Source organism: Streptomyces sp. NPDC032091 (genome assembly GCF_055580265.1).
On record NZ_JBVILR010000002.1, the window covers coordinates 482,102 to 508,541 of the forward strand.

A 26,440-nucleotide genomic window follows, 5' to 3' on the forward strand; every position below is an offset into this window, starting at 1 on the left:
TGCTCGCACCCGCTTCGCTGACATCGACGTCATGGCAAACCGGCTCGACCACCCGATGACCGTGTCGGTACGCCATCACGTGCGGCGCGCGCCCCTCGCATCAGCCCTGATGCGGGCGTGACGTGTGACGACAGGACCCGGGAGCCCTGGGCCCGTCGGTTTGGCCCAACGAAGGGCCGACGCAGTTTCCCCGTTTTTGCTCACGTGCACACCTTTTATGTCAAATGCAGGCACCTTCGCGTGAACCCGAAGCGCTGGTTACTCTCCGTAACGTTTCTGCTTCTTAGGGTGCGATTTCAGGGTGAGCCGTTCGGCGAACCCTCACACCTTCCTGCGAGGAGTCAACTGATCATGACCACCCCCGTCGTCGACATCTGGGGCCCCGCTGCTCCGGGAACCCGAGCCGAAATCCCTGCCGCGCCGGAGCCTCACGACGAGTGGGCGCTCACGGGTGGGACGGCATGGGTCTACTACAGCCCGCTGAATCGCAGGCAGCTCGTCCGGCCGGTCATCCTCTCCGACGGCTTCTCCGGCGGGCCGAGCAACCTGGACCGGCTCTGGGCGGGCCTGGAGGAGAACGGCGTCTTCCGCTTCATCTCCGAGCTCCACGCCACCGGCCGGGACGTGATCATCCTGGGCTACGAAGACCGGGCGGCGTCGATCACGGTGAACGCGGACGCCGTCATCGACTGCGTTCGCCGGGCCCTTTCCGAGCGCGTGGGCAGGTCGAAGCTGGTCGTGGGCGGGTTCAGCATGGGCGGCCTCGTCACCCGCTACGCGCTGGCGAGGATGGAACAGGATCCCTCCCTCCCGGACCACGAGACCTCCCTGTACCTCTCCTACGACACCCCGCACCAGGGCGCGTGGCTGCCGGTCGCCCTGCAGGCGTTCACCCACTTCGCTGCGGACAACTGGGGAGGGGTCCCCCTCGTGGGGGAGAAGCTGCGCCAGTTCTCGGAGCTGCTCAACAGCCCCGCCGCCCGGCAGATGGCGCGGTGGCACCTGGAGAAGGCCGCCGGCACCGTGAAGGAGGACCCGGAGCGGGTCACGTTCCTCCAGCAGCTCGAAGAGCTCGGCGGCTGGCCGCGGTCCGTACGCAAGATCGGTGTCGCCAATGGTGTGGACACCGGCAACGGCAACGGCATCAAGCCCGACGTGACCGCCATGCGGGCCGACGGCCAGACGCTCGTCGACACCTGGCTCAAGACCCAGGCGACCGGCGACCAGGAAGTCGCCCGCCTGCAGAAGAAGGGCGGCGAGGCGGTCTCGGTCCGCACCAGCGGACTGCCCGATATCGACGGTGCCCCCGGCGGCCTGTTCACCGCACCCTCCGAGCAGGGCGACCCCGGCAGCTTCGGCCTCGCCGCGCTCCTCAGCAGCCTGCTCGGCAACACGGTGGACCCGGACGTCATCACCACGTCCTGCTTCATCCCGGCGATCAGCGCCCTCGCCGCCGGCGACATCAGCGACCCGAAGGCCCTCTACCAGCCGATCACGCCCGACAGCAGCGCACTCGACGCCTTCCTGCCCGCCGACCGCAACGAAGGCCACACCACCATGACCGCAGAACTCGGCGGATGGATCGTGAACGAGATCGTCGCCCACAGCTGACCCCCTCCCGGGGGCGGGCGGGATTCGCACGAGCCCGCCCGCCCCCGGGCCCCCGACTTGACCTCGCTGCTTCCCGCGACGGGCGCTGAAGCGGGCGCGCGGTGCCGACGTCCACGCCGCCCTGCTCGCTCAGGCGGCGGCGGTTCCGGCGGCCATGCCCGGATCTCATCGGACAGGAGCCGCGCGCAGCGTCTACGGCTTGGGTCGCAGCACCACGATCCGGCACGGAATTTCGGATTCGATGCGCACGAACGCATACCGGCCCGGCAACCCCGCGGAATGGTGCCGGATCGGGCGGGCTCCGTCCGGCTCGATTTCCGCCAGGCCGAGGACGAGTTCGCCGACGCCGGATTCATCGGAGTTGGGGATGAAGGCGAGCACCCGCTCCTCGCCATCGGCGTCGAACCGCGCGTACGGGGCGTCGGAGCGCAGTGCCTGGGCCAGACGCCGGAGTGGCTGCCCGTTGTCGTCATTGCGCAGCCGTATTCCGCCCCCGCGCGGTGGACGGGCGGCCGGGCATGTAGGGGCCCGACTCCGCTCTCGGCGAGGGGCTTCATCATGCGGCGCCCAGCCCGTTGGAGGGTGCACGCCGTCCCCGCGCACCCGGCCCGCCCCTCCCGCCGCCCCGGTCGGCCGTACCCCCGAGTTGCCCGCCGGCCGTCGGCCCCGCCCGCGACGCTCGTCCCCGAGGTCTACCGGGAGGCATGGGCCGCCGACCTGTGGGCCGGCCCATGCGGCACCTCCGGCAGGTTGTCGGTGTGCCCGGCAGCGAAGCGCATGGATGGCGACGGTGCCGGCTTTGCTCGCGCCGAAGTGAACCTGCCCCTACCCCCCGGGAGGGCCGGGATTCGCCGATTCCCACCCGGGCCCGTCGGCCTGTACGGCACGCTCGTTGCCGAGGGGCCGCGCCTGGCGGCCCAGGCAGGTGGAGGCGGCTGTGAAGAGGGACGAGACGTGGACCGCCGAGGAGTATGGGCGTTCGCATGTGGGCCGTGTCGGGGTGCTCCTCGCTGGTGGTACGGTCCCGAAGCCGGTGTACTTCGATTCCAACTCCGGCGGGTTCGGCTGGCAGGTCACGCACTGGAGCGTCTACGACGGCCAGGGCCCCTACACTCCCCGGCCGCGGGCACACTCACTGCGCGGGGAGTGTTCCTGCGGGTGGACCGGCACCCCCCGCACCCTGGACCCCGTCCCCACCGCCGTCGGCGACGGAGATGAGGATGACGACGGGCGTGCGTTCCGCGAAGCGGGCATGCAGAAGGCGGAGGACTGCCGCGAGGACTGGGACGCCCACATCGTCACCGTCACCGAGTCCACCATCCCCCTCCCCGCCGAACTCGACACCCTCCTACAGACCCTGAACGCGCAGCTCGAAGACCTCGCCGACGCCTCACCCGTGGCCGCACTGAAGGCTGCCCGTACCCTGGAGGTCATTGCTCGACGGAGGGCCTACTGGCCTGCCCGGGACGCGCAGCGCCTGGATCTGACGGAGGTGGCAGCCGGGCTCGGCATCAGCGAAGATGCCGCCGACGAACTACTGGAGCGGTGCGTGAGCAGGAGCCGCTAGGGCTCCGTCCCCGGTGCAGCGGTCCTGCCTGAGCCGCACAAACCCTCGGCCCCAGGCGACACGCCCGGGGCCCACGGATACCGGTCCACATCAGGCAGAGGTCATGCCCAGGCGACGCCGAGTTTCGTGAGTGCGGCGAGTCGGTCGGGGTGAGTTGGTGGCGTCGGGTTTTGGTGTTGGAGATCCACACCCCGAGCCTGACGACCACAGACCGGCCTCGCAGGCGACTGCGATCTCCTCGCCGTGTACGCGGGGTACCGGCCGGTCCGCACCTTCCTCCGTGCCTCGCTGCGTGAGGGCCGTCAGGCCGCGCTGGAATACCTCGTCGCCGATGTTGCTGGACCCCTTCGACGTACGCGGCGCTGCGGGCTACGGGGCTGGGTGCCTCGGATCGCTGAGTGCGGAGTCGGGTGTGCGGGCGGGGCTGCATTCGACGATCGCGCGTGCGGCCTGCAGCCTACCGGGGTGATCGCCGATGAGTCTGGTGGTGATCAGGATGGCGCGGATGATGGGGACGCCTTGGTCCTTGTGGTGTTGCTGGACGCTGTCCATGTCGGTCCCTGCCGTGAGCAGGTCTCGGCATTCGTCGATGTGGTCGGCGATCTGCTGCGCTTGGTCGAGGGACAGCCCTCTGACGCGTGGCCGCGGGGGCGCTGGGGGTGTCGGAGCGGACGGTGTGGCACTGGCTCGCTACGCCCGACGCCCGACGCCGGGCCCGGGGTGGTCCCCGGTGCTGGCTGGCTCGGGCGGACCGGTTCGTCGTGACGGACGACGTAAGCGCGTTGCTGGGCCTGTGGGCGAGCGGGGTGCCTGCGGGGCCCGAATCGGGTCTTGGTCATCGTTCAAGCGCGGGTGGGCTGGCTGGCTGCCAGTCACCGAAGGGAGGCCGAACTGCCGCGTGACGGACCGTCCACAGGCGGCCGCTGGGAGACGGCCACGGCCACGAGAGTCGGCCCTCTGATACGTTCCAGGACCAAGGGGCCGACATGAATGAGACTTCGAAGGCGCGTGACGAACTGGACCGGCTGGGCCGGATCCTGCGCGGGCAACTGGTCGCACTCATCACCGATGTGACCATTCGTGTCCACCTCCGCCGACTGTCCCTCGACGAGCCGAAGGTTGCCGACCGGAGCGAGCCGCCGCGCTACCACTATGCGACGGGGTATCAAGGCAATCGCCCGGCGACCGCCACCGCTGCCGAGACGGCCTCTCGCGCGGCCTTCCTCCTCCGCGCAGCCGGCTGGGACGTTGCGGCGTCCCAGGAGGATGACGACGGGAGGCTCTGGACCGTGGTCGTCGCTCACCGGGAGGGCAACAGCATCCGCATCCGCACGAGCGACGACACCCCCGCCGTGGTGTTTCACGGACAGACGCCGACGCTGGCACTGTGCCCGCCGCAACCACTCCAGCAGCCGGAGCCGGTGCCCACACCAGAGCTCCGCACACGTGGTTACGTCCTCTGCGACGAGTGCGACGGCCTCTGTTGCTGCCCTGGACGCGGTGGCCGTGGATGGGTGCCCGGCCAGACCCACCGCAAACCAAGGTCTGCCCTGTCTGCCGGGGTGAGTGAGAGTTGAACAGCTCCATTTTGCCGGAGTACCAACTCGGCTACTACCCGGAAATGGAACGACACTGACGGGTGGGGAATCAGATCAAGCAAGCCTGAGGACACTCCCGATCACCGGCTGGGGAGATCCAGGAAGCCCATCAGGAGTATCCCCTTGCCTCCACCCACGAGGGCTCCATGAAGGGAGACAACCGCTACTCGGTACGCCTCATCGATGGAGGAGACAACGGAAACGGCGGCCTGCTGATACAGAAGGTGTAGGAAGAGAACCGGCTCCTCGACGGCGACCCTTCTACGCGAAGATCACCCCTTGACCGATGGAGAGTGCCGCCGTCGACCTGGCCCGCCAGCACGTCGTCGGCGGGAACGGCTACCACCTGTACCTGTCGAGCCTGCAGTCCGACGTGACGGTGGAAGTGGCCATCCGCATCTGGGACACCCCCCGGAGACCACCGACTGATGTCGAGGGAACCCTCCCGGTATCCATCGAGTCGGAGACCGGGATCCTGGTAGTCGGCCAGCTCACGCTCGGGCCCGCAGGGGAGATGACATTGCCACGCCCCGGCGTATACGAGGGGCACGCGTCCTGGACAGGGCGTATAGCTACCGCAGAGTATTACGCCGAAACCCTTCGCCGGATCGACACCGACTGGACCACGGAGCGGATCGGTCAGGCCTGGACACAGAACCCTGTTCCTGAGCAGTACCTCCTCGACCTCTGGTTCGTCAGGCAATCCGAGCCCGATGACGAAGACTACGAGTGACCGCCGTGGTCACGCTGACGCTCACACATCGTGCCGATTGTTGAGGGTCAGCGCCGACGGGTGCCGATGCCGCTTCGTCTTCCCGCAGGACGCCGTCAGTGGAGGATGTCGGCATACGGCAGCGCCCGTTCCGTTTCGCCTTGCGCGCGGAGGAACCAGTCGGCTTCCTGACGGACCTGTTCCCACACTTCGTGAGCGCGGAGCCCCTGCTCGGTCCAGTCCGTGGATCCCTCGTCGGCGGTCAGGTGCCCGAGTAGGTCGCTCATGCGTGCGAGATCGGCCAGTGCCTCAAGGGTGAGCCAGCCCTCGTCTGCGAGCTGCGGTGCCATCACGGCGGCGTCGTCGAAGTTCAGGGCAATCTCGTCCACCGGGACGCCGTACTTCTCCAGCCAGGCCAACTGGTCGGGTGCGGGAGCGGCCAGCAGCGCCACGGCGGCCAGAATCTGCCGGTACAGGCCTTCCCGGTTCGTGTCGTTCACGGCCCGATCATGTCAGGCGCTGGCTGTGCAGAAGGCGGCGCTTTGGGCGCGCTCTAAACGGGAGATGGGCGTGTCGTCCTTCCGGTGCGGCCTCGTGTCGTTTCCTAGTGTCGTCCACCCCAGAGCTGGCGTATCCGTTCCTCGCATGGGAGCGGTGTCCAGGGTGGTTGTCGCTGTCGCGGCGGGTGCTGCCGCCGACGGACAGGATGCATCCGCAGCACGGCGGCCGGCGCCGCGCGGGTGACCGAGGGACCCTGGCCGCGATCATCTTGGTGGTGAAACCGCCCACGCCGGGGCTCTGCCAAGGCGGCATTCGCCACCGCACGCCCGCCGAATTGGCGAGGAGGGTCAGGGAGCTACTCCGTCCCGCACGACGGAGAGTGGAAGGTCTTGGCGAGGGAGGTGTATCCAGCCTTCGACCGCGGCCATGGCTTGCTCCTCCTCCGTGGTCGGCAGGTGAGTCATCCCGCACGCTGCGGCTCGGGCGACGACCGCAGAGATCAAGGCGTCCAGGTCGTGGTCGCTGCGCCTGCACCGGTCGCGCACACATTCGCCGAGATTGAGGTTCAAGCCGTCGGCGAGGCCAGCAAGGATCTCGGCCCTCGCAGCAAGGGCGCCGGGCTTGGAGCCCTTGTAACTGATCTTGCTGGCAAGCCCCCACTGGATGAGAGCGAACGCCGGATAGACCTCGGCGACCGAGCCGGAGCCGTCGCGGGGAACAGAGGGGCCTGCGTCGGCCAGACGTTCCAAGAGGTCCACTGCTCGCATGGCGACGATGCCCAGCTTGTCGGCAGCGACCGAAAGGGGGCGCTGTTTCCCGGCCCCGGTACGCTTCCAGGCCAGGTCGTCGGTCAGACGATGGGTGAACGTGCCCAGCCCGTCAGGACCGTCCGGGTGAGGCATGTATCGGGACCGTGCGGGCAGCTTCGTGCCGGCCTGGTGGGCCGTGAGCAGAGACATGAAGGTCACCGGCCAACCGACCGGCGAGTCCAGGCCGGTCTTGTGGGCATGGCGCATGGCCGCCAGCAGGTCTTCGTCGTTCCTGGCATCGAGCAGCTCGACGACTGGTTGCTCCGCCCAGGTGACGCGGCACACCCCGGTCGTTCCGGAGTATCCGGCCAGGTCGATACCCACTGTCACCATGGGCAGGTTTGCGGCGGCGATCTCGGGCCACTCGTCCGTGGTTATGACCTTCAACTTGGTTCCCGCTTCCTTTCCAGATGCCGATTTCTGTCAGCGTTGCTGTCGCCGCGGGCATGGGTGTTGTTCGGATACCCCCTGCGCCTCGACCCAGGTGTGGGAGCCGACGATCTTGCTGTGGCACGGCTTTGCCCTGCCTAACGGGGTCCCTACTGGCTTCCATCCCCCTAACCGCGATCCTCGTCATCATCGCCTGGCTCGCCCTGGCTCACGGCCCGCGCGCCCCCGCAGCTGACGGCAGGCGCCGCTCTGACGGCTCTGCTCCTTGTGACCGCGGGCAGCGGGAGAGCCATCTCACGCGGCACCTGGGTGCTGACGCTGGCCGGTTGCGGTACCGCGCTGGGCCTGCTGTGGTACCCGGCGCTCCGCCCGTACACCTGGCGATCGCCTTTGCCCTGGTGCCGGCGCGCAGCCGGGCCGTTTTCGGCACGGCGCTGGGGGTGGACGAGGACACCTGGACCCGAGGGCGGGGCTGGGCCTTGGCGACGGGCCTCAACGCCCACGTCGCGTACGCCGCCACCAACCCCCGCATTGCCACGCAGACCACCCGCCAGATCACCGCGGCACTGAAGGGGTGACGCGATCGCTGCCGTCTCCGGCGGGGATGGGACACCGTCCGGGAGGAGCGTCGGGCGGCCGCCGGGGGCCGCCCCGCGCTCCGACCAGCCTTCGGGGTCCCGTGGGCTGGGCCGCCTGCCGGACAGTCCCGGCACCGTCCACGGGCCCGGTTGCCAGGTGCAGCGGCCAGCCGGGCGCCGCGCGGCATCGTCACGGTCGTCGCCGCCCTGGCGGCCGGGACGCCGGGGGCGGTACAACCGGCGACTGGGATACCGGAAGAGGTCGTGCAGCTGACTCAGTTAGGGTCGGCCCTCGCGGTGGGCGCGGTCGTGCTGCACCGGCGCCGCGGACGCGTGAACTGCTGCGGGGTGGCACGGAGACGGCAGCGGCTCCCGGCCCCTCGGCGGTGCGCTGCTGCACGTTGCGGCCGGGCTGATCGTCATCGCCCAGCTGGTGGGGGCGTGCGGGGCTGAGGTTGGGTGGCGCCGCGTCCTCCAGCCACTGCTGCGCACCCGTCTGGGGACGCTCGCCTCTGGGTGCCGACCTGTTCGTCAGTCGCTCGGGCAGCGGGAAGCAGGTCATCGCGGTTCTCACCTGGCAGGCTGGCTATGTAGGTGAGTTCCAGGAACGTCTGTCGCTCAGCAGCGAGAACGCCCGGATCCACGGGAGAGTGATGTCGCCGAGTTCTGGAAACACCTGGGTGGCTTGCTTCGGGGCCATGGTTGTGCTTTGCACGACGAGGGGGACTGGGTGCTGCCGCCTCGCCACTACCCGGGCCCGGGCCGAACACCAGCCTGCCAGCTGAACAGAGACGGGCCAGCACTCACTGAGCACCGCCGCAGACCCCGAAGACACGGGCGACCCACTGATCCATCCGGGCCTCGAAGTCCGCCGCCGAGGCGATATCCGAGGCCGGGAGGGAGCCCGCGTCGGCGAGGCTGGCGACGAAGTCCACGTCGGCCCAGCCACCCCGGAACAACACCACCGACAGCTCGGCCTCTCCCGGACCAGAGATGACCACGCCAACCGAGTCGGGGTCATGCACCCGAGCCCTGCTGGTCTCCAGAGGCTGGGGCCACGATGCCTCGGCATCCCTCCAGGTCACCTGGCCCACTTCGAGGCCGGCCGACTTCCAGCCCACCGTCCGGCCAGCCACAACCGCAGCCACCTCGTCAAGATCAACAACCCTGTCCATGGAGGGATCATCCCTCATGGACGAACCCGGCGGTCCGGGAATCCAGCACCGAATGGCTTTACACGTGAGTGTGGGTTCTGGTTCAAGTTCTGTGGTCAGTGACGCTGCGTGGTGATCGATATTGGGGTTTGGCTGCCTTACGGGCTCGTTGTCGGCGGTGAGTGCCATGATCGGCTGTATGGGAGCTCTCTTTGGCTACTACGCCGCTGCTGACGATGAAGACGCTGTTCGGGCTGTGGCTCGTCAGGATGAACAGCCGATGGGCACGGGGTACGACTCATTCGTCGTGAAGGGCGTCGATCCGGTGGTTGAGCTGCTGCCAGCAGAGGTGCTCGTTACTGGGCGGTCTGCCGATGCCATCAAGGCCGATCCGCGGCATGGGCATTTGGTCGGAATGGTGGGTGACGGCGAGATTGTCAGCCTGTCCCTCACTGATTCATTTCGTGACTCCCTCACTCGTTTCGACCGGAAACAGCTGGTCGAAGTGGCATGCGGTTGGTGTGCGTCGGGGGTCTTCAGCGCTCAGTCGGACCCGAGTGGACTCACGGGCTTCCTGGAGGATCTCGCCGCTCTCGCAGAGAGGGCGGCCGCTCGCGGTCACCGGCTGTACTGCTGGATCAGCGTGTAAGGACGTGGGGCTCAGCCCGCCAGCAGTACTCGCTTGCGCAGCAGGTTGAAGCAGGCACGTCCGTACATCTGGCGCTTGAGCATCTTGATCCGGTTTACATGGCCATCGACGACGCCTGAGCTCCAAGGCAGTGTGAGGCCGGCGGTGACGGCATCGAGGTCGCGGTCGATGCCCTTGGCGAGGGTGTGGAGGCTGGGAAGGTCGTCTTGTCTGACCGCGTCGTGCCAGTCCGTCAAGTGCTGGCCCTGGCGTTCAGTGAGCATGGTCGCGAGGGAGCGGACGTGCCCGGTGAGGGCGTCGAGTTCGGGGCAGTTGCCCCGTACTTTCTTGAGTTGGATTTGTTCGGATTCGGTGAGGGATTCCGGGCGGCGCAGGATCCACCCGGCGACGGTCCGGGGCGAAGGCGGGCGGGCAGTCACCGGCCGTGGCGAGGTGCGCTTCTTACGTATGTAGGCGCGAACGCGCTGGGAGCTGCCTTTGTAGCCGAGCGGGACGATCTCCTCCCAGAGCTTCCAGGCGTTGGTGTGGCCCTCGTTCCAGCGTTCGTCGAGGTAGGTCTTGTGCTCGTCGAGGACGGATGTTCGATTCTGCCGCTGACCGGTGAACAGCTCCTCAGGCGCGGCGGCGTCGCCGAAGCGCTGAACGGTTCGCCAGGTCATGCCGAGCTGACGTTGTGTCGAACGGCGGCTGTGGCCGGCCTCCAGCAGGGCGTGGATGGTGGCGTGACGGGCACGGGTCCGGTCGGCGAAGCGGTGGCCGGTCGGCCAGGGCGAGCTGGCCGGCTCCTCCTCCGGACCGGGTTCGACCTCGTCCTCGGTCACTTCGGGGACGAGAACATGCAGGCAGCGGCGGTGCTGGGCGACGCTTCGCTCTGCGGCTTCGCTCAGGTTATGCCAGAGATGCCAGCGGTCGGCCACCTGGACGGCCTGGGGTGCTCCGGCGGTGGCGCCCTCGGCGAAGAACGGTGCCCGGTCGCGGCAGACGACCTCGGTTCCGGGTCGCTGGGCCAGCCATGCGGCCAGGGTCGATGATTCCCGATCGGGCAGCAGGTCGACTGGGCGACGCATCTCGACGCCCACGAGGACGGTGCCGTTGTGGCGGCCCTTGCGGGTGGCCTACTCGTCCACGCCGACCACCCGCGGCGCCGGTACTTCCGGCACGGGTAGTGCGTGGGACCGTGCTGCGGCTGACCGGCACCCCGAGGGCGCCGGCGAGGCGGGCACCGGCCCGGCCTGCGAGTGCAAGACCAATCGTGGCAGCGTCGACCGCAGCCGTTCAGTGCGCTGACCGTGTCTGCGGGTCAGCCCTGGTATCTGTTCCACGAATGTGCGTCGCCCGCCCGCGGCGTCCTGGCAGGTGAACCGTCTGACCCTTAGCCGCAGTACGACACTTCGTCCGGCGGTGGGCCCATCGGTGGGAAACCGCAGGTAAGAGCCGTGAACACGGCTCGACCACGTCCCACACGTCGGACACACGGCCCCAGTCGCGGTACAGCACACGTCAACACGCACTATCGCGATGTTCACGTCTACCGACAGCACGACGACATCGCCGAGGGACGAACAGTAACTCCTGCACGCGGAGCATGAATTCATCCACGACCCCGACTGTCAGCCACACGGCACGGCCACTGGTCGTTTTCAGGAAACTCCCGGACCGTCCAGATGACCTCAGATGTCACTCAGCGTGCCATCACAAAACCTGAGCCAGAGCCCGTTCTCGTGAACAAAGCCAACCGGGACCGCGAGACGAGGGCGCCAGCCATTCCTGCTTCTCACCGACATCTTCAGGGCTGCCGACCCGCGGTCGTTCCCAGAAACTACTGACTACCGTTCCCGCTTCTGACCTACGCAGCCAGCAGGCCGGGTGAAAAGACGCGGGTACTGCGGGTGGCCGTGCCGACAGCCACCCGCAGCCGACCCGCCCGGTGCGGGTTCGCACGCAGCGCGTCCCCAGGGCCGCGCCCGGCAACCGCACCGGGCCGGGTCTCCGGCCGGGGCCTCCCCGTCTTGTCGGCTCCCGACCGGAGCTGTGCCCGCGGCAGACGGGTCAGGCGTTGATGCAGGTGTTGCCGAAGGACGGGTTCAGCAGCCCGATGACGCTGACGGTGTTGCCGCACGCGTTGACCGGGATGTGGATCGGCACCTGGATGAGGTTGCCCGAGCCCACACCCGGCGAGCCGGCGGCCAGCCCCTGCGCGCCCGCGTCGGCGGACGCCACCGACGCACCCGCCGCCACGAGCGCGCCCGCCGCCAGGGCCACGGCCAGACCTCGTCGCACACGCACCATGTCTCATACCTCCCGTGAGGGTGTACGGCCACGCGGAGGTCCCGCGCGGCCGGTGAAGAAGCCCCGTGAACACCTTTGGGCTCCCTCACAGCCGGTCTTCGACGCCGCTTCCCCACCGGCTTGCCCGACGGGCCCGGGTTCCCTCCAACGGGTCAACGCGGGCTTGTCCGGGTGACGAAGCGGCCTCCCATCCGCAGGCCCGTCGGCTACGAAGAACAGACGACACAGAACAGACGACACACGTACAGGTTTCCAAGGCCGGACCGCCCCCGGGGTGGTCCGGTCCCGCACCAGCGACGACACGAGGACCGGCATGCGATGGACGCCCTGCCCCCCGACGGCCGCTCCAGGCCGCCCCTTCGCCTCTTCACCACGGCCGGAGCCCCGCAGGTGAACCAACCCGACCCCTTCAGCACCGGCCGCGCCGTCGACCCTGCACGCCGCGACCTCACCGAGACCATGCAGAAGGTGGCCCACGGCGACAAGCAGGCATTCTCCGCCCTCTACGACGCCATCGCCCCGATGGTGTTCGGGATCGTCGTCAAGGTCGTCCGCGACCGGGCGCAGTCCGAGGAGGTCGCGCAGGAGGTCATGATCGACCTGTGGCGCCAGGCCGCCCGCTACCGCCCCGACGCGGGCTCCGTCACCACCTGGGCGGCGACGATCGCCCACCGCCGGGCCGTGGACCGGGTCCGCTCCGCCCAGGCCGCCGCCGACCGCGAGCAGGCCCAGGCCGCCCGCGAGCACACCACCGCCTTCGACGAGGTCGCCGAACAGGTCGAAACCCGCCTGGAGTCGGAGCAGGTACGCCGCTGCATGCGCGGGCTGACCGAGCTCCAGCGCCAAGCGGTGTCCCTGGCCTACTACCGGGGGCTGACCTACCGTGAAGTCGCCGAAGCCCTGCGCACACCGCTTCCCACCATCAAGACACGCATGCGCGACGGGCTCATCCGGCTCCGCGACTGCATGGGGGTGACCACATGAAACACCACGCCACCGACACCCATACCCTCGCCGCCGCCTACGCCCTCGGCGCACTCGAAGACGACGAACGCCAAGCCTTCGACGCCCACCTGCAAGCCTGCGAGGCCTGCCGGCAGGAAGCCGCCGAGTTCGAAGCCACCGCGGGCCGCCTGGCGGCAGCCGCCTCCCAAACGCCACCCGCCTCGGCCAAGGCACAGGTCATGGCCGCCATCGACGGGGTCCGCCAACTGCCTCCCCGGGTGACCGCACCCGTTTCCACCGGGCCCGGGCTCGGCCGCATCCTGACCCGGCGGGCCATGCCCCTGGCGCTGGCCGCCAGCGTCGCCGCCGCCGCACTCGGCGGAATCGCAGCGTGGCAGACCCTGAACAGACAGGACCTCAAGGCACAGGCCCGCCAGGCGCAGCAGCAACTCGACACGCTCAGCACCCTCCTGGCCGCCCCCGACGCGCGCACCGTCCACGGACGAGCCGCCAACGGAGCGTTGACCACCGTCGTCGCCTCCGACCGGCAGAACAAGGCCGTCTTCACCGCCGCCCACCTCCCCGCACCCGGAGCGGGCAAGACCTACCAACTCTGGCTCGCCCACGACGGCACCATGCGCCCCGCCGGACTCATCGACCACGACGGCACCATCATCCTCACCGGCAACCCCGCCAACGCCAGCGCCATCGGCCTCACCCTCGAACCCGCCGGAGGCTCCCCACAACCCACCACCGCCCCACTACTCCTGCTGGCCCTTCCCGCCTGACCCGCCCAGCCGCCCGTGCCTGCGGGTGGTGCCCGCACCGAGCAACGAATCGAGGTCCCACATGGCCCCCACCCCGAAGATCGGGGACACCGTCGGCAACTTCCGCCTGCCCGGCGGCCACCTGGACGGCGCAACCTTCCACCGGCGCGACTACACCCTGGGCGAACAGCGCGGCAAGCCCCTCGTCCTCGCCTTCTACCCCGGCGACGACACCCCGGTGTGCACCGCACAGCTGTGCTCCTACTCCGACGGCCTGGCCGGCCTCCAGTCCGCCGGCGCCGCCGTGTGGGGCATCAGCCCGCAAGGGCTCGACAGCCACGAACGGTTCGCCCGCGCCCACGGCTTGCGCATGCCCCTGCTGTCCGACCAGGGACGCACGGTGGCGAAGTCCTTCGGGATCACCGCGCCCCTCATCGGACTGCGCCGGGCGGTGTTCATCCTCACTCCCGCCGGCCGCCTCCACTGGAAACACGTCACCGCCGTAGGCGCCACCTTTCCGCCCGCCACCACCCTGACCGCACAGCTCGCCGCCCTCACCGCCTGAACACACTCACCGCTCGCCACCCTGCCCGCCCGAACACACTCACCACACACCGCCACACCGCCCCGGATCTCCACCAATCCGGCCGCCTCGCCGCTGCGAAGTACGGGTGAAGCGCAGCAGCCGGGCGGCGTGTGGAGTGGCGGGAGCGTTTGTGGTGAACCAACGGAAAGCGGCCGTCGTGGGAGGCGGGGTGGCGGGCCTGACCGCCGCCTACGTCCTCGCCTCCTCCTACGAGGTCACCCTGTACGAGGCGGAGGGGCGGCTCGGCGGTCACGCCCACACCCGTGATCTGCCGGCCCCCGACGGGGATGCGGTAGCGGTGGATTCGGGGTTCATCGTCCACAACGAGCGCACCTACCCCACCCTGCTCCGGCTCTTCCGCGAGCTCGCTATCGGCACGCAGGACGCCGAGATGAGCATGTCGGTCCGCTGCGACGGCTGCGGCCTGGAGTACGCGGGCGCCCGCGGCCCTGCCGCTCTGTTCGCCTCGCGGGCGGCGCTGCGGGGCCGGCACCTGCGGCTCCTGGCCGAGGTACCGGTCTTCCACCGGGGCGCCCGCCGTCTCCTGGCCCGCGGGGCCCACTCGGGCATCACGTTCGGGGATTTCCTGCGCAAGGGCGGATTCTCCTCCTATTTCGTCAGCCACTTCGCTCTGCCCCTGGTCGCCGCGGTGTGGTCCTGCCCCGCGCGGACCGCCCTGTCCTACCCGGCCGCCTACCTGTTCACGTTCCTGCACCACCACGGCCTGCTGTCCGTCACGGGCTCCCCGCAGTGGAAGACCGTCACCGGCGGCTCCGCCGCCTACGTCACCGCCGCCGCCAAGCACATCCAGCGCGTCCGCGTCTCCAGCCCGGTCGAGGCGGTCCGGCGCACCGGCCGTGGCGCACTGGTCACCACCGGCGACGGCGACACCGAAGCCTTCGACGCCGTCGTCATCGCCACGCACCCCGACCAGGCCCTGCGCCTGCTCGCCGACCCCACCGCCGACGAGAGGCGGCTCCTGGGCGCGTTCACGTACTCCCGCAACCCCACCGTGCTGCACACGGACACCGCCGTCCTACCCCGCTCGCCCGGGGCCCGCGCCTCCTGGAACTACCGGATGACCGGCTGTGACCCCTCCACGGAACCCGTGCGCGTCAGCTACGACATGCGGCGCCTCCAGCACCTGCCCGACGGCGCCGACTACATCGTCACCCTGGGCGCGGACGACGGCATCGCCGCCGACCGGGTCGTAGAGCGGATGATCTACGAGCACCCGGTGTACACCCCCGCCTCCGTCACGGCGCAAAAGCAGCTGCCCCGCCTGAACGACGGGGTCACCGCGTACGCGGGGGCCTGGCACGGCTGGGGCTTCCACGAGGACGGCTGCCGCTCCGGCGCCGCTGCCGCCCACTCCCTGGGAGCCCGCTGGTGACCCGGCCCGCACGGCCCGCCGCACGACCCGCCGCGCGCACGGCGGCCGCAGCCCCGCAGGCCGCCGGGCCGCCCGCGGCGGCCCTCTACGACTGCGTGATCACCCACAGGCGCACCACCCCGCTGCGCCACTCCCTCCGGCACCGCACCTACCTGTGGTGTGTGGACCTCGACCGGCTGCCGGTGCTGCCCCGGCCGGTACGACCGCTCGCCCACTTCGACGCCCGCGACCACTTCACCGGTCGCGCGGTCTCCATCCGCGCCGGACTCGACGCCTACCTCGCCACCCGCGGCATCGACCTGGACGGCGGACGCGTCATCATGCTGGCGCACGCCCGGGTGTTCGGCTTCGTCTTCAACCCGCTCAGCGTGTTCTGGTGCCACGACCGCTCCGGCGCCCTCGTGTGCGTGGTGGCGGAGGTCCACAACACCTACGGGCAGCGCCACTGCTACCTGCTGCACACGGACGACAGCGGTGAGGCGAAGGCCGACAAGCAGTTCCACGTCTCGCCCTTCTTCGCGGTCGAAGGCAGCTACCGGATGCGGCTTCCGCTGCCCGGAGACCGGCTGCGGCTCGCCGTCCACCTCGACCACGCGGAAGGCCGCGCCTTCACCGCCGTCGTCCGGGGCCGCCGGCGCCCCGCCACCGTCCCCGCCCTGTTGTCCGCCGCCGTCCGCAGGCCGTGGTCGACCGCCGCCGTCTGGGCCGGCATCCGCCGCCACGGCATCGCCCTGCTGCTGCGCGGTCTGCCCGTACACCCCCGTCCCCGGTCCACCCCGAAGGAAGGCACGCCGTCGTGACCCAGCCCGCCACCACGTCCCCCGGCCGCACCCGGCCCCCCGGCCGGGCCGTCGGGATCCCCCCGCAGCCCGAGCCCCGCCGGCGGACGACCCGCACCGGCGGTCCCTCCGCCGCCCGCCGCACCGAGGTCGACGCGGAGCGCTGGGCCGACGTGGCCCGCCCGCCCTCGTCCGGAGCCGCCCGGACCGCCGTCGCCCGCCACCTCGTGGGCCGCGCCCTGGACCGCCTCGGCCTGACCACGCCGTCCGGCGCCGCCGGCGGCCCGCTGCTGACCCTCCACGACCCGGACGCCTTCCACCGGCGCATCGGCCGCGACGGCCTGATCGGCTTCGGCGAGTCCTACATGGCCGGGGAATGGGACAGCGACGACCTGGCCGGCGTCCTGACCGTCCTCGCCGAACACGTCGACGAGCTGGTCCCCGCCCCGCTGCGGCGGCTGCGCGGCCTGTGGGTGTCCGCCCGGCCCGCCGCCGACCGCAACACCCGCGCCGGGTCCCGCGAGAACGTCCAGAGGCACTACGACCTGTCGAACGACCTGTTCTCCGCCTTCCTCGACCCGACCCTCACCTACTCCTCAGCGGTCTTCACCGCCTTCCCCGCCCGCCCCGCCACCCTTCCCGAAGCCCAGCACCGCAAGATCGACCGCCTCCTGGACCTCGCCCAGGTGGGCGACGGCACGCGGCTGCTGGAGATCGGCACCGGCTGGGGCGAACTCGCCCTGCGGGCCGCCGCCCGCGGCGCCCACGTCACCACCTTGACCCTCTCCGCCGAACAGGCCGCCCTGGCCCGCGAGCGGATCGAGGCGGCCGGACTCGCCGACCGGGTCGACGTCCAGCTGCGCGACTACCGCGACGCCGAGGGCCGCCACGACGCCGTGATCAGCGTCGAGATGATCGAAGCGGTCGGCGCCGAATACTGGCCCTCCTACTTCACCGCGCTGCGCCGCGCCCTCGCCCCCGGCGGCCGCATCGCCTTGCAGTCCATCACGATGAGCCACCAGCAGATGCTGCGCACCGCCGCCACCCACACCTTCATCAGCAAGTACGTCTTCCCCGGCGGCCTGATCCCCTCCCGCGAGGCCATCGCCCGGCACTCCGCCGCCGCGGGCCTGCACACCGTCGCCGACGACGGCTACGGCGCCCACTACGCCGAAACCCTGCGCCTGTGGAGGGAACGGTTCACCGCCAACCGCCCCGCCGTCACCGCCCTCGGCTTCGACACCGTCTTCCAGCGCATGTGGGAGTTCTACCTGGCCTACTCCGAAGCCGGATTCCGCTCCGGCTACCTCGACGTGCGCCAGCTCCTCCTCACCGAAGGGACCCGAACGTGAAGCCCGCCGCCGCCCGACTCGCCCAGCTGCTCGGCCACTTCCTCCCCGGCCCCCTCCCCGTCCGCATCCGCGCCTGGGACGGCAGCCGGACAGGCCCCGCCGACGCCCCCCTCGTCACGCTCCGCTCACCCCGAGCCCTGCGCCGTCTGCTGTGGCAACCCGGCGAACTCGGCCTCGCCGAGGCATACGTCACCGGCGACCTCGATGTCGAAGGCGACCTCGCCCACGCCCTCTCCCAGGCCGGCCGGACCGTCCGCGACCAGCCCGCGGCCCGCCCCCGGCCCGCGGGCATGGCCGCGGCCGCCGCACTGGCCGTACGCCTCGGCGCCGCCGGTCCGCCCCCGCCGCGCCCGCACGGGCGGGCCCGGCTGAGCGGCCCCCTGCACAGCGCCTCCCGGGACCGGGCCGCGATCAGCCACCACTACGACCTGTCCAACGAGTTCTACGCCCTCCTCCTCGACGAGTCGATGGCGTACTCCTGCGCCTACTGGACCCGGCCCGACGACCCCGCGTACACCCTCGCCGACGCCCAGCGGGACAAACTCGAACTGACCTGCCGCAAGCTCGGACTGCGTGCCGGGGACCGACTGCTCGACGTCGGCTGCGGCTGGGGCTCCCTCACCGTCCACGCCGCCCGCGAGCACAAGGCACGCGTCACCGCCGTCACCCTCTCCCGAGCGCAGCGCGACTTCGTCACCGAACGGGCCGCCCGCGAGGGCGTGGCCGACCTCGTCGACGTCCGACTGCTGCACTGGCGGCACATCGACGGCGGCGGCTACGACGCGGCCGCCGCGATCGAGATGGGCGAACACGTCGGCGACGCCGCATACCCGGCCTTCACCACGAAGCTCCACGACGCACTGAGCCCCGAGGGCCGGCTGCTGATCCAGCAGATGTCCCGCGGTCCGCACGCCCCCGGCGGAGGCGCCTTCATCGAGACGTACATCGCCCCCGACATGCACATGCGCCCCGTCGGCCGGACCGTCGGCCTGCTGGAAGACGCCGGACTGGAGGTCCGTGCCACCGAATCCCTGCGCGAGCACTACACCACCACCATCGAGGCCTGGCGCGCCTCCCTCGAAGACCGCTGGGACGAGGTCCGCGCCCTGGTGGGGGAGACCACCGGGCGGGTCTGGCGCCTCTACCTGGCGGGGGCCGCGCTGGCGTTCGCGGAACGCCGTATGGGGGTCGACCAGATCCTCGCCGTACGCCCCACCCGTGAGGGCGGCTCCGCCATGCCGGCCACCCCCGCCACCTGGTACGCAGCCCAGAGCCCGGCATGACCGGCACCGACTGGGGCGCCCTCGGCCTCAACCTCGCCCTCACCGCCGCCGCGGCGGGAGCGGTACTCCTCGCCACCTTCACCGTGGCCGTCCGCCGCGGGCTGCACCGCATCGTCGACATCGCCTGGGGCCTCGCCTTCACCGCCGTCGCCCTCGCCACCTGGCTCCTCTCCGCCGGACACGGCGACGACTGGCGGCGGCTGCTCGCCTGCGCGGCCACCGCTGTCTGGGGGCTGCGGCTGGCCGCGCACATCGCCTGGCGTTCGCGCGGGCACGGCGAAGACCCGCGCTACACCGCCCTCCTGGACAAGGCCCCCGGCAACCGGACCCGGTACGCCCTGCGCACCGTCTACCTCGCGCAGGCGGCCCTGGTCTGGCTGATCTCCCTCCCCGTCCAGGCCGCCTCCTACAGCTCCGTGCCCCTGGACGTCCCGGCCTTCTGCGGGATCGCGGTGTGGGCCCTCGGACTGGGCTTCGAGGCCGTCGGCGACCACCAGCTGGCACGCTTCAAGCAGGACCCCGCCCACCGCGGGCGCATCATGGACCAGGGCCTGTGGGCCTGGACGAGGCACCCCAACTACTTCGGCGACAGCCTCGTCTGGTGGGGGCTGTACCTGCTGGCCTGCACCGCCTGGCAGCCGGCCCTCGCCGTCCTCCTCTCCCCGGTCCTCATGACCCTGCTGCTGACCGTCGGCAGCGGCAAACGCCTCCTGGAGAAGCACATGGCCGACCGCCCCGGCTACGCCGCATACGCCGCACGCACCAGCGGCTTCCTGCCGCTGCCCCCGAAGAAGCCCGCTCCGGGCAGGCGGACGGGCCCCAGGTGAGAGGGCACGCCTTCGACGGCGCAGGGGACCACCGCGCCCTCAAGCCGGCGCGGCCGCCCTTGCGGCCCGCGTCCGCGGCGATCCTCCTCCTGCACGGCGGCCGCGCCGACTCCCTCGCGCCACCACCCCTGCTCAACCTGCCCGGCCTGCGCATGCGTCCCTTCGCCCGCGCGATGAACCAAGACCCCCTCCTCGCGGACGTTCTCATCGCCTCCGTCCGCTACCGGCTACGCGGCTGGAACGGGCACCGGGCTGACCCCGTCCAGGACACCAGACACGCCCTGGAAGAACTGCGGCACGCTGCCGGGCCGCTGCCCGTGGCGCTCGTCGGGCATTCCATGGGCGCCAGAGCGGCACTGCGCGCCGCCGACGACCCACAGGTCCGAGGTGTCGTCGCCCTGGCCCCGTGGTGCCCGCCCGGTGAGCCCGTCGCCCACCTCGCAGACCGCACGATCATGGCCCTCCACGACGAGGCCGACCGGGTCACCTCCGCCACCGGCACCTGGAGCTACCTCGCCCGCGCTCATCTGGCCGGTGCCCGAGTCCTGGGCATCCGCATGCCCCTCGGTCACCACGCCATGATCCGCGACGCCCGCCTGTGGCACCGCCTCACCACGGCCTGCGCCGCGACCGCTCTCAGCCTGGCACCACCACCCGGCGGCGGACAGCGCACAGCGACCACCTGGAGCCCCGACCCGCTCGACGCCGCCGACATCACCCTGCCCGGGCAGTGACCGAAGGGCACCTCGGCGACCCCGACGGCCCGTCAGGCCTTGGTTACGGTTGCTCGGATTGCTGAGGTTGCTCGGATTGCTGAGGTTCCTCGGACTGCTGAGGTTGCTCGGGTTCCGCCGGGTTGCTGAGTGCGCTGGCGAGGGCATCAGCCTCGTCGGGCGTCAGTTCGACCACCAGCCGACCGCCGCCTTCGAGCGGTATCCGCATCACGACCTTCTCCCCCTCTCTGACGGCTTCGAGCGGGCCGTCGCCGGTCCGCGGCCGGAGCCGGCCCTGGGGGAACGCACCCTCGTGGAGGGACACCGCCCGCGTCCCGTTGATGTCCGTCTTGACCGTGTACGCCGCCGGAGCGGGTAGGGCACCGGCGGCAGGCGTGAGGACGCTGGTGGCCCCCAGAAGAAACGATGAGGCGACGAGTGAGACGACTGCATTGCGTCGGATGCGCCGAGCCATCACGAGCTCCTCCCTGGTCATGGGCGGAGGGCGTCACCGGAACACGGAGACAGGTAGCCGCATGGGCGCTCTTGGGGTGGTCCCTCCGGCCACAGCGGGACAACAGACGAATGGAAAGCTGTGGCTACCGATGCGGCGCCGCACCACTGATCGCGAACGCGCCGCTCCGTCCATGCTCCCCCTGCCCGAACCGGGTGTCGAACCGACGGCCACGCAAGCGGGGCCGGGCGACAGGCCCGGGCGTCATCGGGCGTGGCCGGCCTCCCGGCTCACGGCAGCGTTCGGTCGGCTGCGGGTGATACGGGCCCGGGTGAACGGCCCGTACGAGGTGTCGGTCGTGGGGTCGTGCGCGCCCGGGGTGAACTCCCGCGTCGCCCGTACAGGGTGCGTCCTGGCGCAGCGGGTCGTCCGAGCGGTGGACGTGCGAGTCGCCCACGAGCGGGAGCACCGGCTTGCCGAACGCGGTGGTCCCGGACATCGGCTCCGGCACGGGCCGCCCGAACGCGGACCGTCTGGCGGCGGCCGGACATGGTCCCCGACCGGCCGGCGGGACACCTCACCCCGCCGGGTCAACTCACCGCGGCACAGGCCCTGGACGACCTGTGGAACCACTGCCACCCCCTCGTCCTCCCACGGTCCCAAGCGCCCACGGACGACCTGACCGGCGCCTGGCCGGCCCACCGCGACACCGACGGCCGCCACCTCTCCGAGGACTCCCCGGACGCCGCAAGCACGCTCGTCGGCCCGCTCACCTGACCGGACGCGGACGGCGGGGCACGAAGGCGTCAGGGGAGGTCGAGGGTGGCCCGGTGGGCGCGCCAGCGGTCCATCACGCCGTGCATCTCCTGCTCCAGGAACGCGAAGAACGCCGCCGTCTCCGCCACCCGCGCCCCCGCCGGGGTGTCCCGGCCCAGGCCCGCCGCGCCCTCGCGCAGGGTCTGCTCGAAGCGGGCGAGGGCCTGGTCCCGGCGGGTGAAGGTCTGGTACCAGAGCTCGTTGTGGAGTACGTAGCGGTCCCGCCGGGAGCCCGGTTCGCGCTCCCGGCTGACCATGTCGACCTGGGCCAGGTAGGCGACGGCGCCCGATACCGCCGCCGGGCTGATCCGCAGGGCCGCGCCGAGCTCCGCCGAGGTCATCGCGCCGCTGTCGCTGGCCAGCAGGCAGGCGAAGACCCGGGCGGCCATGCGCTGCATGCCCGCCTCGGTGAGCTGCGCGGCGAACCGCTCCACGAAGCGGGAGGCCGCCTCCCCGTCCCGGGTTCCGTCGTCGTCCATCGTCACATCCAGGATTTTACGTTATTCCCTATCTTCACAACTTTGTGAAATGAGCGTACGTTCGGACTCATGACGAAGGCCATCAGCGTCGCCGGGCTCCGCAAGGCGTTCGGTCGTACCCCTGCCCTGGACGGGCTCGACCTGGACGTCGCGACCGGCGAGGTCCACGGATTCCTCGGCCCCAACGGCGCCGGCAAGTCCACCACCCTGCGGATCCTCCTCGGCCTGCTGCGCGCCGACGCCGGGACCGCCACCCTGCTCGGCGGCGACCCGTGGGCCGACGCCGTCGCCCTCCACCGCCGCGTCGCCTACGTCCCCGGCGACGTCACCCTCTGGCGGGACCTCACCGGCGGCGAGGTCATCGACCTGTACGGACGCCTGCGCGGCGGCCTCGACCGGGCCCGGCGGGACGACCTGCTCGCGCGGTTCGAACTCGACCCGACCCGGAAGGGCCGTACCTACTCCAAGGGCAACCGCCAGAAGGTCGCCCTGGTCGCGGCCTTCGCCTCCGGCGCGGAACTCCTCGTCCTCGACGAGCCCACCTCCGGGCTCGACCCGCTGATGGAGGAGGTCTTCCGGGACTGCGTCACCGAGGCCCGCGACGCCGGCCGCACCGTCCTGCTCAGCTCGCACCTGCTCAGCGAGGTCGAGGCCCTCTGCGACCGGGTCAGCATTGTCCGCGCCGGCCGCACCGTGGAGAGCGGCACCCTCGCCGCCCTGCGCCACCTCACCCGTACGGCGATCACCGCCGAGCTCGCCGGCCCCCCGAACGGCATCGCGCACCTGCCCGGCGTCCACGACGTCGAGGTGCGCGGACCGCGGATCAGCCTCCAGGCCGACACCGCCGGACTGGACGCCGTCCTGCGCGCCCTCACCGCCTCGGGAGTCCGCTCCCTGACCGCGGCCCCGCCCACGCTGGAGGAACTCTTCCTGCGCCACTACGCCCCGGAGGGCCGGCCGGGCGGGGTGAACGGGCGATGAACGGGCCGCTGACCGGCACCGGCACGCTGCTGCGGCTGGCGCTGCGCCGCGACCGGGTGACGACGCCGGTCTGGGTGCTGGCGGCCGGGCTGCTGGTGGTGAGCATGCCCGGCGCGCTCGGCGCCGTGTACACCACCGGGGCCGAACGGGCCTCCGTCGCCGCCTCGATGAACGCCAACGGCTCGATGCGGGCCCTGTACGGGCCGGTGTTCGGCGAGTCCCTCGGGGCACTCACCGCCTGGCGGACCGGGGTGTTCGGGGCGGTGCTCGCCGCCGTGATGAGCCTGGTGATCGTCGTGCGGCACACCCGCGAGGAGGAGGAGACGGGCCGTCACGAGCTGCTCTGCTCCGGGGTGGTCGGCCGCCGGGCCCCGCTGACGGCCGCCCTGCTGGCCGCGCTCGCCGCCGATGCCGCCGTGGCCGTGCTGATCGCGGGCGGGCTCGCGGGGGAGGGCGCGGCCGGGGCCCTCGCGCTCGGACTGGGCATCGCCGGGACCGGGCTGGTGTTCGCCGCCGTGGCGGCCGTCGCCGCCCAGCTGACCGGGAGCGCCCGGGCCGCGAAGGGGCTGGTGGCGGCCGCGCTGGGGGCCGCGTTCGTGATGCGTGCGGCGGGCGATGCCGGTACCCCGGGAGCCGGGTCGGCCTTGACCTGGGCTTCACCGCTGGGCTGGCTGGAGCACGTACGGGCCTTCGCGGACGAACGCTGGTGGGTGCTCGGGCTGTTCGCCGCCGGAGCGGCGGCGCTGACGGCCGCCGCCTACGCGCTGGCGGGCCGCCGCGACCTGGGCGCGGGCTTCCTGCCCGCCCGGCCGGGCCCGGCCGAAGGGCGCCTCGGCTCGGCGGGGGCACTGGCCCGGCGGCTCCAGCGGGCGGCCGTACTCGGCTGGAGCGCTGCCTTCCTCACCACCGGGGTGGTCTTCGGGGGGATCGCCGACGGGGTCGCCGAGGTGGTCGGCGGCAACGAGCGCACCCGCGAGATCATCGAGCGGATGGGCGGGCGGAGCGGGCTCACCGAGGCCTTCCTCGCCGCGATGGCGGGGCTGCTGGGCATGGCCGCCGCGCTGTTCGCCGTCTCCTGCGTCATGCGGCTGCACGGGGAGGAGACCTCGCAGCGCGCCGAGCCGCTGCTCGCGCACCCCGTCGGCCGGCTGCGCTGGGCCGGCGGCCACCTGGCCGTCGCCTTCGCGGGCCCGGCCCTCATCCTGCTCCTGGCGGGGATCGGACTGGCCCTCGGGCACGGCGGGGACGCCGCCACGGTGGGGGCCTGCCTGGTGCAGCTCCCGGCGGTGTGGGTCTTCGGCGGACTGGCCGCCCTGCTGTACGGGGCGGCCCCGCGGTACGCGGCCGTCGCGTGGGCGGCGGCCGGGGCCGCGCTGGCACTGGGCTGGCTCGGTCCGGCCCTGGACCTGCCACGGCCGGTGCTGGACCTCTCGCCCTTCGCCCACCTGCCGAGGCTCCCCGGCCCCGGCGGCTGGCAGCCGGTGCCGCTCCTGGTCCTCACCGCCTTGGCGGCGGCCCTGACGGCGGCCGGCCTGGCGGCCCTGCGCCGCCGCGACATGCCGGCGTAGACCCGCCAGGCCGTCCCTCCCGGAACCCGCCACCCCGCCCCCGGCCCACCGGGCACCGCCGTGCGGTGCCCCCGACCTACCTGCCGAGCTCCGGGAGGCCGGTGCAGTACTCGTCCTCGTACGCGACATGGTCCGGCGCGCACCGTCGGCCGGTGAAGCAGTTGTCGGTGCCGGCCGTGTAGAACGGGCCCGGAACGTTGCGCCAATCCCGGTTCGCCCAGCCGTTGGGCGCCGGTTCGGACCAATCGGCCCGCACGAGGCCGTTCCGCCACAACGGGTGCGGCCTGCCCACCAATGCGCGGACGGCGGGTATCGGGTCCCAGTAGGTCATGCGTCGCAGGATGCCAGACCGCCGCACACGCGGCGGCCCCTGTGCACTGCACCCCTCCTGCCGCCCCGGCAGGCCTCGTACGCTGCCGGCGGAGGACATGGAGGCGGCGGGGGCGGTCTTCGGGGACCTGACCCGGGCGCGGCAAGAGGGGCGTGTTCCCCCCCTGGCGCGCCCGGGGCGTGGCGTCGTCAGCTGCTTGCGGAGGTGACCTGCGGGGCGGGCTCGTGCTTGAAGTTGGCCTGGCCGAAGTTCTTCTTCACGGCCGCGTCCCAGGAGCCGTCCTTGACCATCTTCTTGAGGGCGGCGTTGATCTTGGCCTGCAGATCCCGGTTGCCCTTCTTGATGCCGATGCCGTAGCTCTCGTTGCTCAGGTTCAGCCCGACGAGGCGGAACTTGCCCGTGTTGCCCTTCTGGGCGGCGTAACCGGCCAGGATCGCGTTGTCCGTGGTCATGGCGTCGACCAGGCCGTCCTGGAGGGCGACCACGCACTCCGAGTAGCCGTCGAGCTCAAGCAGGCTGGCCTTCGGCGCCAGGTTCTGCTTGATGTTCTGCGCCGAGGTGGAGCCGGTGGTGGAGCAGAGCCTCTTGTTGTTGAGGTCCTCGGCCTTGGTGATGGTGGCGTCGCCGGCGCGGACGAGCAGGTCCTGGTGGGCCGTGAAGTACGGGCCCGCGAAGTCGACCTTCTCCCGCCGCTTGTCGTTGATCGAGTAGGTCGCGGCGACGAACTTGACATCGTTGTACTGGAGCAGCAGCTCGCGTTCGGAGCTGTCGACCCGCTTGAACTCGATCTGCTCCGGCTTGTAGCCGAGCTCCTTGGCGATGTACCTGGATATGTCCACGTCGAAGCCGGAGAAGGTGTCCCCCGCCTCGCGCAGGCCGATACCGGGCTGATCGAAGGCGATGCCGATGGAGAGGGTCCCCTTGGGTCCTTCGTCGCCGCCGCAGCCGGTGGCGGTCAGGGCGAGGCCGATCACAGCGGCCATCGCACCAGCCTTGGGGACCTTCATGTTGCAACTCTTTCCTCGGGTACGCGGGACGCGGAGCGGGATCGCCGGTGCGCGTGGAACCGCGGTGTCGTAAAGCGTCAAGACGCGTGTACGAGGAAGCTATGAATGCTGCCGCCGCGGTGTCACTTGATCTGGGCAAAACTTGAGGTAACGATCCGGCTCGACCGGCGTTTCTGCCCAGTTCCGCCCGCCACCGCCACCGCCACCGCCACCGCCACCGCCACCATCCCGGCCGGCCGCCCCCCGTCCGGTCCTTCACGCTCCGCGCCCAGCAGCATCGGCCAGCCGAGACGGCTCCGGC

General features: G+C 71.3%; 27 protein-coding genes and 2 pseudogenes. 18 read left to right on the top strand and 11 right to left on the bottom strand.

Annotated elements, in window-relative coordinates:
* The first annotated feature begins 351 nt into the window (after positions 1–351).
* Positions 352–1,611 (top strand): esterase/lipase family protein, encoded by a 1,260-nt coding sequence (locus ACZ5NJ_RS05245; protein ID WP_468762941.1) that lies wholly within the window; start codon positions 352–354, stop codon positions 1,609–1,611.
* Between the two features lie 192 nt (positions 1,612–1,803).
* On the opposite strand, the gene ACZ5NJ_RS05250 is transcribed toward ACZ5NJ_RS05245, so the two are convergent.
* Positions 1,804–1,992, bottom strand: coding sequence for a hypothetical protein (locus tag ACZ5NJ_RS05250; protein ID WP_468762943.1), 189 nt, complete (start codon positions 1,990–1,992; stop codon positions 1,804–1,806).
* Positions 1,993–2,644: 652 nt separating this feature from the next.
* Between ACZ5NJ_RS05250 and ACZ5NJ_RS05255 the strand changes: the two genes are divergently transcribed.
* The 3 genes from ACZ5NJ_RS05255 (at position 2,645) to ACZ5NJ_RS05265 (ending at position 5,509) form a co-directional block, all read left to right on the top strand.
* A complete protein-coding gene (locus tag ACZ5NJ_RS05255; RefSeq protein ID WP_468762945.1) occupies positions 2,645–3,178 on the top strand; it encodes a hypothetical protein in 534 nt (177 codons plus the stop codon).
* Positions 3,179–4,164: 986 nt separating this feature from the next.
* A complete protein-coding gene (locus tag ACZ5NJ_RS05260) occupies positions 4,165–4,755 on the top strand; it encodes a hypothetical protein (protein WP_468762947.1) in 591 nt (196 codons plus the stop codon).
* A gap of 307 nt (positions 4,756–5,062) precedes the next feature.
* Positions 5,063–5,509 carry a hypothetical protein gene (locus ACZ5NJ_RS05265; protein ID WP_468762949.1) on the top strand — a complete coding sequence of 149 codons (447 nt, stop codon included), beginning with the start codon at positions 5,063–5,065 and terminating at the stop codon, positions 5,507–5,509.
* A 95-nt stretch (positions 5,510–5,604) separates the two neighbouring features.
* On the opposite strand, the gene ACZ5NJ_RS05270 is transcribed toward ACZ5NJ_RS05265, so the two are convergent.
* On the bottom strand, positions 5,605–5,988 hold the full coding sequence (locus ACZ5NJ_RS05270) for a hypothetical protein (RefSeq protein WP_468762952.1): 384 nt from the start codon (positions 5,986–5,988) through the stop codon (positions 5,605–5,607).
* 348 nt (positions 5,989–6,336) lie between these two features.
* On the bottom strand, positions 6,337–7,185 hold the full coding sequence (locus ACZ5NJ_RS05275) for a DUF429 domain-containing protein (RefSeq protein WP_468762954.1): 849 nt from the start codon (positions 7,183–7,185) through the stop codon (positions 6,337–6,339).
* A gap of 362 nt (positions 7,186–7,547) precedes the next feature.
* Here ACZ5NJ_RS05275 and ACZ5NJ_RS05280 point away from each other — a divergent pair.
* Positions 7,548–7,766: pseudogene (locus tag ACZ5NJ_RS05280) on the top strand (phosphotransferase); the annotation flags it as partial.
* A gap of 803 nt (positions 7,767–8,569) precedes the next feature.
* On the opposite strand, the gene ACZ5NJ_RS05285 reads toward ACZ5NJ_RS05280, so the two are convergent.
* On the bottom strand, positions 8,570–8,941 hold the full coding sequence (locus tag ACZ5NJ_RS05285) for a hypothetical protein (protein WP_468762956.1): 372 nt from the start codon (positions 8,939–8,941) through the stop codon (positions 8,570–8,572).
* A 166-nt stretch (positions 8,942–9,107) separates the two neighbouring features.
* Between ACZ5NJ_RS05285 and ACZ5NJ_RS05290 the strand changes: the two genes are divergently transcribed.
* Positions 9,108–9,569 carry a hypothetical protein gene (locus ACZ5NJ_RS05290; protein WP_468763161.1) on the top strand — a complete coding sequence of 154 codons (462 nt, stop codon included), beginning with the start codon at positions 9,108–9,110 and terminating at the stop codon, positions 9,567–9,569.
* An 11-nt stretch (positions 9,570–9,580) separates the two neighbouring features.
* Here ACZ5NJ_RS05290 and ACZ5NJ_RS05295 read toward each other — a convergent pair whose 3' ends face one another.
* From ACZ5NJ_RS05295 to ACZ5NJ_RS05305, 3 genes are all read right to left on the bottom strand, one after another.
* The gene (locus tag ACZ5NJ_RS05295; RefSeq protein ID WP_468762958.1) at positions 9,581–10,648 is read right to left on the bottom strand and encodes an ISL3 family transposase; all 1,068 of its coding nucleotides are present in this window, start codon (positions 10,646–10,648) and stop codon (positions 9,581–9,583) included.
* Between the two features lie 36 nt (positions 10,649–10,684).
* Positions 10,685–11,164 carry a transposase family protein gene (locus ACZ5NJ_RS05300; RefSeq protein ID WP_468762961.1) on the bottom strand — a complete coding sequence of 160 codons (480 nt, stop codon included), beginning with the start codon at positions 11,162–11,164 and terminating at the stop codon, positions 10,685–10,687.
* A gap of 454 nt (positions 11,165–11,618) precedes the next feature.
* Positions 11,619–11,858, bottom strand: coding sequence for a chaplin (locus tag ACZ5NJ_RS05305; protein ID WP_468762963.1), 240 nt, complete (start codon positions 11,856–11,858; stop codon positions 11,619–11,621).
* A 390-nt stretch (positions 11,859–12,248) separates the two neighbouring features.
* On the opposite strand from ACZ5NJ_RS05305, the gene sigK reads away from it, so the two are divergent.
* From sigK to ACZ5NJ_RS05350, 9 genes are all read left to right on the top strand, one after another.
* Positions 12,249–12,842 (top strand): ECF RNA polymerase sigma factor SigK, encoded by a 594-nt coding sequence (sigK, locus tag ACZ5NJ_RS05310; RefSeq protein ID WP_468763163.1) that lies wholly within the window; start codon positions 12,249–12,251, stop codon positions 12,840–12,842.
* Positions 12,839–13,591, top strand: a complete 753-nt coding sequence (locus ACZ5NJ_RS05315; RefSeq protein WP_468762965.1) for an anti-sigma factor — start codon at positions 12,839–12,841, stop codon at positions 13,589–13,591. The genes sigK and ACZ5NJ_RS05315 overlap by 4 nt, the downstream gene beginning before the upstream one ends.
* A 61-nt stretch (positions 13,592–13,652) precedes the next feature.
* Positions 13,653–14,135, top strand: coding sequence for a peroxiredoxin (locus tag ACZ5NJ_RS05320; RefSeq protein WP_468762967.1), 483 nt, complete (start codon positions 13,653–13,655; stop codon positions 14,133–14,135).
* A 154-nt stretch (positions 14,136–14,289) separates the two neighbouring features.
* Positions 14,290–15,549 (top strand): NAD(P)/FAD-dependent oxidoreductase, encoded by a 1,260-nt coding sequence (locus tag ACZ5NJ_RS05325; RefSeq protein WP_468762969.1) that lies wholly within the window; start codon positions 14,290–14,292, stop codon positions 15,547–15,549.
* A 95-nt stretch (positions 15,550–15,644) separates the two neighbouring features.
* Positions 15,645–16,349 (top strand): DUF1365 domain-containing protein, encoded by a 705-nt coding sequence (locus ACZ5NJ_RS05330; RefSeq protein ID WP_468763165.1) that lies wholly within the window; start codon positions 15,645–15,647, stop codon positions 16,347–16,349.
* Positions 16,346–17,680: a class I SAM-dependent methyltransferase gene (locus ACZ5NJ_RS05335; protein ID WP_468762971.1), complete on the top strand. Its 1,335-nt coding sequence runs from the start codon at positions 16,346–16,348 to the stop codon at positions 17,678–17,680. The genes ACZ5NJ_RS05330 and ACZ5NJ_RS05335 overlap by 4 nt, the downstream gene beginning before the upstream one ends.
* Positions 17,677–18,963 (top strand): class I SAM-dependent methyltransferase, encoded by a 1,287-nt coding sequence (locus ACZ5NJ_RS05340; RefSeq protein WP_468762973.1) that lies wholly within the window; start codon positions 17,677–17,679, stop codon positions 18,961–18,963. The genes ACZ5NJ_RS05335 and ACZ5NJ_RS05340 overlap by 4 nt, the downstream gene beginning before the upstream one ends.
* Positions 18,960–19,790 carry a DUF1295 domain-containing protein gene (locus ACZ5NJ_RS05345; RefSeq protein ID WP_468762975.1) on the top strand — a complete coding sequence of 277 codons (831 nt, stop codon included), beginning with the start codon at positions 18,960–18,962 and terminating at the stop codon, positions 19,788–19,790. The genes ACZ5NJ_RS05340 and ACZ5NJ_RS05345 overlap by 4 nt, the downstream gene beginning before the upstream one ends.
* Positions 19,787–20,524, top strand: coding sequence for an alpha/beta fold hydrolase (locus tag ACZ5NJ_RS05350; RefSeq protein WP_468762977.1), 738 nt, complete (start codon positions 19,787–19,789; stop codon positions 20,522–20,524). Before ACZ5NJ_RS05345 ends, ACZ5NJ_RS05350 begins: the two co-directional genes overlap by 4 nt.
* 127 nt (positions 20,525–20,651) lie before the next feature.
* On the opposite strand, the pseudogene ACZ5NJ_RS05355 reads toward ACZ5NJ_RS05350, so the two are convergent.
* Positions 20,652–20,828, bottom strand: a pseudogene (locus tag ACZ5NJ_RS05355) (DUF3117 domain-containing protein); the annotation flags it as partial.
* Between the two features lie 678 nt (positions 20,829–21,506).
* On the opposite strand from ACZ5NJ_RS05355, the gene ACZ5NJ_RS05360 reads away from it, so the two are divergent.
* Positions 21,507–21,734 (top strand): hypothetical protein, encoded by a 228-nt coding sequence (locus ACZ5NJ_RS05360; protein WP_468762980.1) that lies wholly within the window; start codon positions 21,507–21,509, stop codon positions 21,732–21,734.
* A gap of 29 nt (positions 21,735–21,763) precedes the next feature.
* Here the strand turns inward: ACZ5NJ_RS05360 and ACZ5NJ_RS05365 are convergent, their stop codons facing one another.
* Positions 21,764–22,252 (bottom strand): GbsR/MarR family transcriptional regulator, encoded by a 489-nt coding sequence (locus ACZ5NJ_RS05365; RefSeq protein ID WP_468763167.1) that lies wholly within the window; start codon positions 22,250–22,252, stop codon positions 21,764–21,766.
* Positions 22,253–22,321: 69 nt separating this feature from the next.
* On the opposite strand from ACZ5NJ_RS05365, the gene ACZ5NJ_RS05370 reads away from it, so the two are divergent.
* Positions 22,322–23,233, top strand: a complete 912-nt coding sequence (locus tag ACZ5NJ_RS05370) for an ABC transporter ATP-binding protein (protein ID WP_468762982.1) — start codon at positions 22,322–22,324, stop codon at positions 23,231–23,233.
* Entirely contained in the window at positions 23,230–24,801 is a 1,572-nt protein-coding gene (locus ACZ5NJ_RS05375) for an ABC transporter permease (protein ID WP_468762985.1), read from the top strand. The genes ACZ5NJ_RS05370 and ACZ5NJ_RS05375 overlap by 4 nt, the downstream gene beginning before the upstream one ends.
* 76 nt (positions 24,802–24,877) lie before the next feature.
* On the opposite strand, the gene ACZ5NJ_RS05380 is transcribed toward ACZ5NJ_RS05375, so the two are convergent.
* A complete protein-coding gene (locus ACZ5NJ_RS05380; RefSeq protein WP_468762987.1) occupies positions 24,878–25,132 on the bottom strand; it encodes a hypothetical protein in 255 nt (84 codons plus the stop codon).
* A 188-nt stretch (positions 25,133–25,320) separates the two neighbouring features.
* The gene (locus ACZ5NJ_RS05385; RefSeq protein WP_468762989.1) at positions 25,321–26,139 is read right to left on the bottom strand and encodes a glutamate ABC transporter substrate-binding protein; all 819 of its coding nucleotides are present in this window, start codon (positions 26,137–26,139) and stop codon (positions 25,321–25,323) included.
* Positions 26,140–26,440: the final 301 nt, after the last annotated feature.